Here is an 11,316-nt window from a genome sequence, read left to right on the forward strand (position 1 = left end):
GTGAGGTTTAGCATGCGCATCACATCAGAACTCATCTGCCAGGCCGCCGACCAACTCAACGGCTTTGTTGGCCTGAACCGCAAGACCGGTCAATACATCGTACGTTTCAGCGAAGACTCGTTCGGCATGGACGTCGCCGACGACGGCATCATCCCCACCAGCGAGTTTGTCTGGCAGCCCGCGGCTGACCAGGCCATGACCCTGTCCCGCGAGCACATCCAACTGTTGCTGGACCAGAACATCGACGACCGTATCAACATCACTGAGCCGCTGCGGGTGTACATGCGCCGGGTAGAGATCCCGCAGATCAGCGCGGTGCGCAGCCTGGTCAATTGATCACGGTTGATCCCTTGTAGGCGCTGCCTCTACAGGGCGCTGAACGCATAAGCCCGCTCGACCTTGCATACCCGTGTCTGAAAGGCTGAGTACCAGGTGGCCCGGCCCTGTTCGCGCACTTCACGGTGCTCGGCGTGTTGTTTCCAGGCCAGGATGGCCGCCTCGCAGGCCCAGTAGGACACGGTAATCCCCAAGCCATCTTCGCCCCGGGCCGACTCTACGCCGAGAAACCCCGGTTGCTCGCGGGCCAGTTCGAGCATGCGTTCGGCGGCCTGTGCGTAGCCTGGATCGGTGTCGGTGCGCAGGGAGGTGAAGATCACTGCGTAATAGGGCGGGGCGGGTGTCTTGGCGATCATGCCGAACACGCCTGACAGGCCATGAGCCATGCCGTGACCAGCGGCACGCTGGCTCCCTTGAGTGCCGCGCGCTCTGGCTGGAACAGGGTGGCGACAAAAAACGGATGGTCCAGCAGTTCCAAGGCCCGTACCTCGCCCGCTGAGTCATGGGCGCTGCCAATCAGATTGTCCTCCAGCAACGCCTGTTCGAAGTCGTGATTGACGCCATAGCGGCAACGATAACCCTCCTGGATTTCAAGGGTGCCATAAGCCTCGGCAATCCGTGTGAACGCCATCAGGCGCACCGGGGCGATCGTCTCGACCAAGGCGCACGCCAAGGGGGTGATCACCGCACGTGGCGCATCGGGTGCCAGTTCGCCATGTTCGGCATCGGCCCAGCCCAGCACATTGCGCGCATATTCCAGCACAGCATGTTGAAAGCCGCCGCAGGTGCCGAGGAAAGGACGCCGCTGTTCGCGGGCAAAACGGATCGCCCGCAAGGCACCGTCGATATCGCGATAGGGGCTGGCAGGTACGCACCAGAACCCGTCGAAGGGCTGCAAGGCTTGGGCGTCGATGAGGGCGTCAGTGGCCAGCCACTGAGCATGGATCGTCAGGCCCAGTTGTGCGCTGGCCTGTTGCAATGCAAGCGGGATGGCTTGGTGTGCTGTCACTTGCGGATCGTAATCGCCAATCAGGGCGAGGTGCAGGGCAGTGGGGTTCATAGCTGGCGTCCAATGGCTTGTCGAGTCCTGGAGCGCACTATAGATTGGCGTTCACGCAATCAATATTGGCGTTACTCCATATGCTCAATGCAGCCACGCACTATCAGCTCGACTATCCCGACCTGGCACTGGTCCTTGCCCTGGTGCGTGGTGGCACCCTGGCCCGGGCGGCGGCTTTGCTGCGGGTAGATGTGTCCACGGTGTTTCGGGCTGTGCGGCGCCTGGAATCGTCACTGGGCCAGGTGCTGTTCGAAAAGAGCCGTGCCGGTTACCTGCCGACCAGCCTGGCCACGACACTCGCCCAGCAGGCGGAACGTGCCGAGCAGGCGCTGGAAGCGGCGCGGGTAGGGGTGGAGCAGGGCGGCGAGGTCATCAGCGGCACCGTGCGCCTGACCTGCACCGACTCGGTGTTGCAGGGCCTGTTACTGCCGGCCCTGGCCCGGTTCATGCCGGGCTATCCGGCGCTGACTCTGGAACTGAGCACGTCCAACGACTTTGCCAACCTCAGCCGACGCGATGCCGACATTGCCCTGCGCCTGACCCGCACACCCCCGGAGCACTTGGTGGGACGGTGCTTGGGGACGGTGTCCTATCGCGTCTGCGCCAGTCCCGGCTATGCACAGCAGCACGACACTCAGGACCTGGCCACCTTGGCCTGGATCGCCCCGGATGACTTCCTGCCCGACCATCCCACCGTGGCTTGGCGTCGCCAGCACTTGCCTGGCGTCAGGCCCAGCTACCGGTGCAACAGCATGTTATCCGCGACCGAGTTGGTACGTGCCGGCCTGGGCGTGGCGGCGCTGCCGGATTTTCTGTTGGGGGAAGGCCATGGGTTGCAGCCATTGGGGCCGGCACTCGCGGGGCATGATACGGCCCTGTGGTTGCTCACGCGCCCGGACTGCCGGGCACTGCGATCAGTGGTGACGTTGTTCGATGAACTGGGCCGGCACTTGCGCCAGCCCTCGTAGGCGCCGGCAAGCCGGTCTCTACAACCCGGCCCGTTCATTGGCAAACACACTCACCGCGCGTACGGCATCGCTGGTGCCTTCGCGAATTTGCAGGATCACCGTGCCGGCCTGATTGGCCAGTTCTACGCCTTGGGCGGCGCGGTCGCGGGTGTTGTCCATGCTGTCGATAGCCTGGCGGGTTTCGCTCTGGATCATCTCGATCATGCTCGAAATCTGTGCCGTGGAGCCGCTGGTGCGTGCGGCCAGTTGCCGGACTTCATCGGCGACCACCGCAAACCCGCGGCCCTGGTCACCTGCGCGTGCGGCTTCAATGGCTGCATTCAAGGCCAATAAGTTGGTCTGGTCGGCAATCGCGCGAATGGTGTTGACGATGGCGGTAATCTGCTGCGAACGCTCGCCCAGCTTGGCGATCAGTCGGGATGAGCTTTCAATGTCGGCGGCTATGTCATGGATGCCGCTGGCGGTTTGCTCAATGACCTCGGCGCCTTTTTCGGCGATATCCCGGGTTTGCAGGGAAATGTGATACGCCTGGGTTGCACTCTGGGCATCTTCGGCGTGCTTTTGCACCATAGCCGTGACGTCGGACGCGAACTTCACAATCTTGCACAAGCGGCCGCTGGCGTCGTACACCGGGTTGTAGTTGGCTTCCAGCCACAGCGTCTGGCCGCTGCGGGTGAGGCGCTCGAACTGGCCGCTGAACAACTGACCCTGGTTCAGCCGGTGCCAGAACTCACTGTACTCACTGCTGTTGGCAAGTTCCGGTTTGCAGAACAGGCGATGATGCTTGCCCTGCAGCTCTGCCAGGCTATAGCCCATGCGCTGGAGGAAGTTCTGGTTGGCGGTAATGATGCTGCCGTCGAGGTTGAATTCGATCACGGCCATGGCTCGGTCAATCGCTTCAAGCTTGGCGTTGGTTTCGCTTTCGGCCTGCATTCTGGCGCTCACGTCCAAGGCGTACTTGACTACTTTCACCACGCGGCCGGATGGGTCGCACACCGGGTTGTAGCTGGCTTCCAGCCACACCGAATGACCATCGGCGGTCACGCGCTCGAAGGTCCCGGACTGGAATCGGCCGTTAGCCAATTGCGTCCATAACTGGCTGTACTCGGCGCTACGGGCAAACGCGCTGGGGCAGAACAGGCGATGGGATTGCCCCACCACCTGATCTTCGCGGTAGCCCATGGTCTGCAGAAAGTTGGTATTGGCACGCAGGACGTTGCCTTGCAGGTCGAATTCAATGACCGCCATCGAGCGTTCAATTGCATCGAGCAGGCTGGCTTGTTGGCTGACAGTGTCTTGCAGGGCAGTAATGGTTTTTTTATGGGCGCTAAATAGCATGGTCGCGGACTCGGGCAAGCAAAGTGCGAGGCGTTATCCCTGGGTGCGCTTGTACGCCGTGAGGCTTCATGGCCCACGGTAGACTTGCTCATTGCCGGCTTCCTTTATACCGACAGGCGGTGGAACTGAGAGCTGAGAGTCATGGGCGGTGACGGAAGTTCGCGCAAAAAACGGCGAAACTCACATGATCCGATAAGTGGTGGCATTTTGATTTTTTGTAGGTGCCGGCCGGTCTGCAACGGGCGCCAAGCTGGCTTCCACAAGATGGACGAAGACACGGCCTGGATAATTAGCCCATTCAAGCGGAACGTGCGATCCGCGATTCGGCGACCGTCACGCGATTGCGCCCGGTCCCCTTGGCGGCATACAGCGCCTGGTCCGCAGCATTGAGCCACATATGCGCCTGGGTGAAGTGCACCTGGTAGGCCGCCAGGCCAATGCTCAGGCTGACCCGCAGCTCAGGAACCTGTGGGTCGCGGTAGCGGTTGAACATTTCCCGCAGGCGCTCCATCACATAGCTGGCCTGTTCCAGCGGTACGTCCGGGAGGATCACACAGAATTCGTCGCCGCCGTAGCGGCCAGCCAAGTCATTTTCCCGCACGTTGCGCAGCAATTCCTTGCTCAGTTGCCGCAAGACCCGATCGCCGACGATATGGCCATAAGCGTCGTTGATCTGCTTGAAGTGGTCGATATCGATCAGCGCAATGGTGGCCTGGGACTGTTGCTGCTGGCACGTGTGGAACTTCAGTTGCAGCAGGTCCTTCCAGGAGCCGTGATTGAGCAGGCCGGTCAGGCTGTCGGTACGGCTCAAGGCACTCAGGGCGCGCTTGTGTTCCGAGAGCTTGATAGCCAGGCGATAACTGGCCATGCCGATGGCAACGGGGTAGAGGATCAACATCGGCAGGCAGGCATACACCTGGATCAGGCCGACATTGGGGTTGAACGAAGGGCCAAACACCAGCCAGGCCAGTGCAACACCTGCCAGTTGTGCGAGCAGGCCCTGGATCATCAGCTGTTTGCCGCCCGCCGCGACGTTGTGCATGGTCATCATCGCGAGGATAGTCACGGCGGTCAGCGGCGTGAATTGCGTGGCTGCGGCCCAGAACCCACCGGACAGGGAGTCATAGAGCAGGTTGCGGCGCTCGGCCTGGTAGGGGAACGCTGCATGGCTCGACAGCTGGTACGCCAGGTGCGGCCAGATAAAGGCGTTGAACAGCCACAAGCCCCAGATCCAGCCTGGCATCGCCAGCGGATACAGGGCTGCGAACACGCACAGGCTGCCAATACCCAACCCGATCATGCGCGGCCGATAAATGCGCCGGGCAAACGACAGCCCTTTGCCTCGAAGGTTTTCCATAGATCCCTGCGTCAGGTTCTTCTTTTTTTAGGTGGCGAAGGCGTACCTTATCCAAAGGCCATTTACGCCAGATGACAGGCGATTATTGTCAGGGATTTACGCAGGAATAATCAGTGTCCTTCCAGGCCATTTGCGCGGCTATTGCGAGGGTTTAAGGCAAAAACGACCTGTCAGTGTCTTATTGACGACAGAGGGGGTTACCGCGGGGCGGCGGCAATCTCGTAGCCGGCCAGGAACAGATCCATTGCCGACTCGATCACGTTGGCCTGGGTGGGCGCGTCGAGGGTGGGCTGGCCCAGGGTGATTTGTGGCCAGAAAGCGAATGCCTTGAGCAGGCTTTGTACCTGGTGGGCGGCAAAGCATGGGTCGACGGGTTTGAGTCGTCCGTCTTCCTGCGCTGCGCGCACCCATAAGGTAAAACCCTCTTCGCGCTCGCTCAGGCGATTGACGATGTCCTGGGCGCGCTCCGGGGAGTGGATGGTCGCGGCAATCGCGACTCGGGCCAGGTCGAGAAAGTTGGCGTCCGACATCATTTTCATCTTCGCTTGCAGCAACACGCGCAACTGATCGCGCAGGGGATGTTCGCGGCTGTAGCTGACATCCAGTTGCGCCACGCTGCTGGCCCACAACTGATGCAGGATTTCGGTGAACAACTCCTCTTTGCTGGGAAAGTGGTTGTACACCGTACGCTTGGAGACGCCAGCGGTGGCGGCGATCTTGTCCATGCTGGTGACCTCGAAACCGTTGTCGCGAAACTCGCTGATGGCTGCTGCCACGATGGCTTCGCGTTTGCGGTCGGTGAGGCGTTGAGGTGCAGTCATGGGGGCTTTTCGGCTCTGGGAAGAAAATTACACTCGGTAGTTTACTTGGTCCGGGTTTTGTTGCAATCTTGAAACTACACTGTGCAGTGTAGTTGTTGATCTGCATCAGCAGAACGTACCGGAGTCACTTTGTAATGGCCACGATCTCTACCCGTCTCGACACCTCATCTCCCGCACTCAAGTCGTCCGAGCAGCAGCAAGGTCACTTCAGTAACCATGCCGCGGTCAACCGCGCAGGCTTTGGCAAAACCCTGCAGATTTTCTGGAAGATGCTTTTTCACAAGCCTCGCAGTACCCGGCCCGTGGGTGAAATTCCGGTGCAGCGCCTGACGCGTGAACAACTGCTGAGTGCTCCGGATCACAGCGTCTATCGCCTTGGGCATTCCACCGTCCTGCTGAAAATGCGCGGCAAGTTCTGGCTGACCGATCCGGTATTTGCCGAGCGTGCTTCGCCTTTCAACTGGGCCGGTCCCAAGCGCTTCCACCAGCCGCCCATCAGCCTTGAAGAACTGCCGCCGATCGAGGCGGTGATCCTGTCGCACAACCATTACGATCACCTGGACCGCCAGGCCGTGGTGCAATTGGCTGGCAAGACCCGCTATTTCTTGGCGCCACTGGGTGTCGGTGACACCTTGATCAAATGGGGTGTCGCGCCAGACAAGGTGCGGCAGTTGGATTGGTGGCAGAGCACGGAAGTGGACGGTATCCGTTTTGTCGCGACTCCTGCCCAGCACTTTTCGGGGCGTGGACTGTTTGATGGCAACCAGACGCTGTGGGCGTCGTGGGTGATGATCGATGATGCCCGGCGCATCTTTTTCAGTGGCGACACCGGTTATTTCGAGGGTTTCAAGCGTATTGGCGAGCAGTACGGGCCATTTGACCTGACCTTGATGGAAACCGGCGCCTACAACGTCGACTGGCCACATGTGCACATGCAGCCCGAACAAACCTTGCAGGCCCATATCGACCTGAAGGGGCGCTGGTTGCTGCCGATCCACAACGGCACCTTTGACCTGGCATTCCATGCCTGGCATGAACCGTTTGACCGCATCATGGCCTTGGCCTGGGAGCGCAATGTGTCGATTACCACACCCGCCATGGGCCAGGCTTTCATGCTGGGTGCACCTGAGCGCGGGCATGCCTGGTGGCTGGATGTCGAGGCTCAGGCGGCAGAACCGCTAGTGAACTGAAGGGGCAGCAACGTCTGGTCTGCAAAAAGGACTTTCAAGGTGTTTCTGCCCAGAGAGACGACCGGAAAAGGGTGCGATGATCCCGGAAAGCCATTTTCTGGGAGTGGGGACTTATGGAGGACAAATGTAGGAAGACCTTGCGGCCATGTGTACCCTGTCCTGTCGGGGTGCATTCAGTATTCCATGGCTTTGATCACAGTGTTTGTAAGCCGAGCGCACCGTCGGGGTTGGCGAACACCGTGGGCATTTCTCGGGGCTGCATTGAGTTCCAGTCTTCGGCGGCTCCTGTGGGTGTGGCGACTACGCTCACTACCGTCCAGGGCCCCAGGTTCGATATCCCTGGCCCGATGATGAAGACCGTACGTGATCCGTCGCTATCGCTTATTGCCTTGAGTGGCCTCGACCCCGCCGGCCAGGTCCTGATGGAAGTCCCACCCATCATGGATAACCGTTCCGCAAAATCTGCTCCTGTCCTGGCCACTTGGCGTATCGGTTTTGCTGACGAATACCTGCGTAACGGTGTGCGTGAAACGGTGGAGCACTCCAATGGTTTTCTCCAGGCCCTGGAGGTGCTAAAGGCTGCCGGCGCTGAAGTGCTGCCAGTGGTGGCGCAGTTACCCGATGCCGCTGCGTATTTCACCCAGGCGTCCAGCAACGAGATCGATGAGCGGGTGAGTGAGCATCGCCTCGACGCGTTGGTGTCCGATGGGCAAAGCCCAGCCTTCCACGGCTTCTGCAAAACCGGATATCCAGGTGTATGCCAGATATTCAACGATGCTACCGATGGCAGCCATGTCGTACTTTGGTTCTATGGCGCACGTTGGGCACGGGACTCACTGTCGGCACTGGTCCGGGTCTATCAGCAGGTCATGCAGGCCGCATACGGTAACGTGCCTGCGAGGTGAGCCCTTTGCGCGGTCAGGCCTATGCCCCGTTGGGTTGAGGCGTGTTCGACGATGTCGAGCCCAGCATCCGTGCTATTAGGCCACGACGGCCGGGTGCGGCATCGACCTGTGCAGCGACAGAGCGGCGCCCGCTCATGCCCCATCCTGGCGCAAACCCCGGGAAAAATACCAAGCCTTCGTGTTCCAGGCGAAACGCCAAGGCAATGCGAACGGCGTCATCCACCTCCTCATGGCTTTCAAAGCGCTGTATGGCGTCCATTCCAACCCCGGCGTGCCGGGCCAGGTCTTCCCGGCTCCAGCCCAATAGCGCGCGAGCCTGGACACTGTGCCGTGGGGTGAACTGATGAAGGACGATTTGCTGATCTACGGTGGTGCTCACTGCCAGAGAGGACATGGGCTTTCTCCAGGATGCCAACGGGGGAGGGCAAACTATACTGTGTTTTTGTACAGTTGTTTTGACCGTTCATCAACTGGATCATTTCCTGGCTGGCCGGCCCGTGATTGACGGGGGCTGCGGGTCATTTCTCCTCCAGCCCCGGCGCCTCGCGGATAAGCAGGTGGTCCAGGTTCTGGATATCGGCACTGAACACGCCGAATGTCTGCTGGGGGTTTTTCTTGCTCGGTACCTGCTTCAACTCCGGCGTCACACCATAGAAGAAGCAATACAACGGGCGTTCACTGTCGACGGCGGCCTTGATCTGTTCCAGGAACGCCTTGCGCTTGCGGTAGTTCTCGATCAGTTTCTTGTTCAGGTAGACGTTGACGGAATACGGTTTTTTGTCGAGCCACACCTTCTTTTCGAAATCGATGCGAAAGCTGCTGGTGTAGTCCTTGATCGCCTTGATCCGGCCCCAGTAGATCAAGCCTTTGTTGTCCTGTAGGTATTCGATCTTCTTGAAAAACGCCCAATAAGTCGCGGTCTGTTCACCGATCTTCAACGGCATGCCCTTGAGCTTGTCTTTGTCATCGATGTTGGACACGTAGCATTCCACCGGGTGGGCAAAGACGCTGGTCTTGTCCGGTGTGGTTTCGCTGGCACTGTGGGATGTATTGGATATTTTCGCAGGCGCTTTCGTCAGATCCTGTGGGATAGCGTCTGCAGAACCTTGGCTGACTGCCTTGCGTTCGTACTGACGCCGAGTCAGCACAAACTCCGACGGGAAGTTCTCCTCGCGCTCATCCTCGGTGTCTCCTGCCACGGCCCTGTGACTGGCGTAGCGGCAACCGTCGATATGCCGGGTGCCGGGCAGGTTCTTGAAATGCGGGGTGCGCAGGTAGTTGACGTTCTTCCCGTTGAACGTACCGAGCACATTGCCCGCCGCAAACGCCGCACGGCAATCATCGTTGGGGCAGAGGAAACTGTCCTTGTCGGAATCGAAGGCGGCAGTTTCGTCGAAATTCAGGTCGCGCACGTCATAGATCGACAGCTTTTCGTCCAGGCTCAGGCAATAGGCTGTGTCGAATTTCATCGGGGCGGGTCCGTGGGAAGGTTCGCTATTAATAGCGGGGTTGTGCGGGTAGCACAAATATCCGGCCTTCCGTCGCGGCAGATCCCCTTCATAAACGACTTTCGGTATGTGACAGAGTAGGCTTGATCACCAGGCTATAGAGCTTTGCAATAGAGCATGAAGCGACTATCCTTTGTTTGCTCTCCTTAAATGAGGTGATCTCATGTCTACTGGAACAGTCTTTACAAATAACCGGACGCAAAATATCCGGATTCCGGCCGAATTGCGTTTCCCTGACGGCGTGAAAACTGTCGAGGTCCGTGCCGTTGGGCGTGATTTGATCATCTCGCCGGTTGAAAACACATGGGACAGTTTTTTCCTTGCTGGCGAATCAGTATCCGATGACTTTATGGCGGAGCGAACTGAACCGGCCCAGCAAGAGAGAGAGTCGTTTGATGATTAAATACATGCTTGATACCAACATTGTGATTTACATCATCAAGCGTAGGCCTATTGAAATACTCGAGAAATTCAATGCCAATGTTGGGCGTCTGGTGATTTCCTCAATCACCTTGGCTGAGCTCATGCATGGGGCCGAAAAAAGCCAGTTTGTTGAGCGAAACACTCGAGCAGTGGAAGATTTCACCTCTCGGCTCGACATCATTCATTACGATGAGAAAGCCGCTTTTCACTACGGCTCAATTCGTTCCGACCTGGAAAAAAAGGGCACCCCCATTGGCGTCAATGACTTGCACATAGCCAGCCATGCCAGAAGCTCTGGCCTGGTACTGGTGACGAACAACGAGGGTGAGTTCAAGCGCGTAAACGGCCTGCTTGTTGAAAACTGGATTGCTGCCTAAGACGTTCGCCAGGCAAGCGTTCAACGTTGCTTGCGACTTCTACGCTTGGCCGAATGAAAATGCCGCCAATGCGCATCCTGCGCCGCCGCCAGCAACTCGCGATCCCCGCGCGTGTCACCCCAGGCCCTTAGCCGATACTCGCCCAAGTCCCCATAAATCGCTTCAAGGCGCAGCACCTTGTTCTCGCAACGGCAGTTGTTACCCGTGAGCCGCCCACTCAACACTCCATCGACCACCTCAAGCTCGGTGCCGATCAACTTGATCCCCAGCCGATCAGCAAAAGGCTGCAACACGATTGCCGGCGAGGCCGAACACAGCGTCACCTCGGCACCTGAGCCAATCTCGTCGGCCACCGACTGCAAACCGGCAGGGCGCATCAGCTTGTTCCAATAGGCCTTGCAGTACTCCTCGGCTTTCTGCTGCACCCAAGCCTTCTCCACACCGGTCATAAAGGTGCGAATCAGTTGGGCCTTGAGTTCATCGCGGCTCATCCGGCGCAACAGGAAGCGCAAGCCCGGCAGCGCCAGCTTGAGCATCCGGCGGTTGAATTCCTGCTTGCCGAAAGCAAACTTGAGGAACGGCACAAAACTGTCGTGGCGGGTCAGGGTGCCGTCGAAGTCGAAGACTGAAAGTACCTTGGCGCCCACTGGGCCGGCTTCTAGCATGTCTGGGTTCACGGGGTGGCCTCGGTCCTATCTACTATTTTCTTGGAGTGCATAAGCGGTGAACTCATCCCGGTCACTCGACCGGTGACAACGCTGATGGCAATTGGGGCACAAGGCTACAGCATTGGAGATGCGATCCGAACCCTTCCGGGCCAGGTGCTTGAGGTGATGTACTTCAAGAAATGGCAAACCGTCCACTGTTTGACCTGTTTCCATAAAAAAAGCCCTGAGTGCGACCTCAGGGCTTTTTAGTTGGCAACTATGAGCTGATCAATCCCAGCTCAACGCCCCACCGGTCTGATACTCAATCACCCGCGTCTCAAAGAAGTTCTTCTCTTTCTTCAAGTCCATGATCTCGCTCATCCACG

The 11,316-nt window shown here is 58.9% G+C and carries 15 protein-coding genes and 1 pseudogene; 6 read left to right on the plus strand and 10 right to left on the minus strand.

The window, feature by feature from the left end; all coding sequences use genetic code 11:
* Nucleotides 1-12 precede the first annotated feature (12 nt).
* On the plus strand, nt 13-336 hold the full coding sequence (locus H097_RS22720; RefSeq protein WP_032862604.1) for a DUF2025 family protein: 324 nt from the start codon (nt 13-15) through the stop codon (nt 334-336).
* A gap of 29 nt (nt 337-365) precedes the next feature.
* Here the strand turns inward: H097_RS22720 and H097_RS22725 are convergent, their stop codons facing one another.
* Together H097_RS22725 and H097_RS22730 are read right to left on the minus strand one after the other, a co-directional pair.
* The gene (locus tag H097_RS22725) at nt 366-692 is read right to left on the minus strand and encodes an antibiotic biosynthesis monooxygenase (protein WP_032862605.1); all 327 of its coding nucleotides are present in this window, start codon (nt 690-692) and stop codon (nt 366-368) included.
* Nucleotides 689-1,396, minus strand: a complete 708-nt coding sequence (locus tag H097_RS22730; RefSeq protein ID WP_032862606.1) for a CTP synthase — start codon at nt 1,394-1,396, stop codon at nt 689-691. Before H097_RS22730 ends, H097_RS22725 begins: the two co-directional genes overlap by 4 nt.
* An 80-nt stretch (nt 1,397-1,476) precedes the next feature.
* Here H097_RS22730 and H097_RS22735 point away from each other — a divergent pair, with 80 nt between their 5' ends.
* Entirely contained in the window at nt 1,477-2,364 is an 888-nt protein-coding gene (locus H097_RS22735) for a LysR family transcriptional regulator (RefSeq protein WP_032862607.1), read from the plus strand.
* Between the two features lie 18 nt (nt 2,365-2,382).
* Here the strand turns inward: H097_RS22735 and H097_RS29050 are convergent, their stop codons facing one another.
* The 3 genes from H097_RS29050 to H097_RS22750 form a co-directional block, all read right to left on the minus strand.
* Nucleotides 2,383-3,702, minus strand: a complete 1,320-nt coding sequence (locus H097_RS29050) for a PAS domain-containing methyl-accepting chemotaxis protein (protein ID WP_032862608.1) — start codon at nt 3,700-3,702, stop codon at nt 2,383-2,385.
* A 298-nt stretch (nt 3,703-4,000) separates the two neighbouring features.
* Nucleotides 4,001-5,059 carry a diguanylate cyclase gene (locus tag H097_RS22745; RefSeq protein ID WP_032862610.1) on the minus strand — a complete coding sequence of 353 codons (1,059 nt, stop codon included), beginning with the start codon at nt 5,057-5,059 and terminating at the stop codon, nt 4,001-4,003.
* Nucleotides 5,060-5,256: 197 nt separating this feature from the next.
* Nucleotides 5,257-5,880 carry a TetR/AcrR family transcriptional regulator gene (locus H097_RS22750; RefSeq protein WP_032862611.1) on the minus strand — a complete coding sequence of 208 codons (624 nt, stop codon included), beginning with the start codon at nt 5,878-5,880 and terminating at the stop codon, nt 5,257-5,259.
* 134 nt (nt 5,881-6,014) lie between these two features.
* On the opposite strand from H097_RS22750, the gene H097_RS22755 reads away from it, so the two are divergent.
* Together H097_RS22755 and H097_RS22760 are read left to right on the plus strand one after the other, a co-directional pair.
* Nucleotides 6,015-7,070 carry an MBL fold metallo-hydrolase gene (locus H097_RS22755; protein WP_032862612.1) on the plus strand — a complete coding sequence of 352 codons (1,056 nt, stop codon included), beginning with the start codon at nt 6,015-6,017 and terminating at the stop codon, nt 7,068-7,070.
* A 239-nt stretch (nt 7,071-7,309) separates the two neighbouring features.
* Nucleotides 7,310-7,975 (plus strand): hypothetical protein, encoded by a 666-nt coding sequence (locus H097_RS22760; RefSeq protein WP_156356823.1) that lies wholly within the window; start codon nt 7,310-7,312, stop codon nt 7,973-7,975.
* A 19-nt stretch (nt 7,976-7,994) separates the two neighbouring features.
* Here H097_RS22760 and H097_RS22765 read toward each other — a convergent pair whose 3' ends face one another.
* Together H097_RS22765 and H097_RS22770 are read right to left on the minus strand one after the other, a co-directional pair.
* Nucleotides 7,995-8,369 carry a helix-turn-helix transcriptional regulator gene (locus H097_RS22765; RefSeq protein ID WP_032862613.1) on the minus strand — a complete coding sequence of 125 codons (375 nt, stop codon included), beginning with the start codon at nt 8,367-8,369 and terminating at the stop codon, nt 7,995-7,997.
* 124 nt (nt 8,370-8,493) lie between these two features.
* A complete protein-coding gene (locus tag H097_RS22770) occupies nt 8,494-9,444 on the minus strand; it encodes a hypothetical protein (protein ID WP_032862614.1) in 951 nt (316 codons plus the stop codon).
* 202 nt (nt 9,445-9,646) lie between these two features.
* Here H097_RS22770 and vapB point away from each other — a divergent pair, with 202 nt between their 5' ends.
* Both vapB and H097_RS22780 read left to right on the plus strand, forming a co-directional pair.
* Nucleotides 9,647-9,886: a type II toxin-antitoxin system VapB family antitoxin gene (vapB, locus tag H097_RS22775; protein ID WP_032862615.1), complete on the plus strand. Its 240-nt coding sequence runs from the start codon at nt 9,647-9,649 to the stop codon at nt 9,884-9,886.
* Entirely contained in the window at nt 9,879-10,283 is a 405-nt protein-coding gene (locus tag H097_RS22780; RefSeq protein WP_032862617.1) for a type II toxin-antitoxin system VapC family toxin, read from the plus strand. The genes vapB and H097_RS22780 overlap by 8 nt, the downstream gene beginning before the upstream one ends.
* A gap of 20 nt (nt 10,284-10,303) precedes the next feature.
* Here H097_RS22780 and H097_RS22785 read toward each other — a convergent pair whose 3' ends face one another.
* The 3 genes and pseudogenes from H097_RS22785 to H097_RS28925 all read right to left on the minus strand — a co-directional run.
* Nucleotides 10,304-10,948 carry an HAD-IB family hydrolase gene (locus H097_RS22785; protein ID WP_032862618.1) on the minus strand — a complete coding sequence of 215 codons (645 nt, stop codon included), beginning with the start codon at nt 10,946-10,948 and terminating at the stop codon, nt 10,304-10,306.
* A 27-nt stretch (nt 10,949-10,975) separates the two neighbouring features.
* Nucleotides 10,976-11,143: pseudogene (locus H097_RS27985) on the minus strand (HNH endonuclease); the annotation flags it as partial.
* A 75-nt stretch (nt 11,144-11,218) separates the two neighbouring features.
* Nucleotides 11,219-11,316, minus strand: a 98-nt coding sequence (locus H097_RS28925; RefSeq protein WP_240462694.1) for a hypothetical protein, incomplete at its 5' end; no start/stop codon positions are given.

It is taken from the genome of Pseudomonas sp. FH4 (assembly GCF_000510915.2).
Classification (GTDB): domain Bacteria; phylum Pseudomonadota; class Gammaproteobacteria; order Pseudomonadales; family Pseudomonadaceae; genus Aquipseudomonas; species Aquipseudomonas brenneri.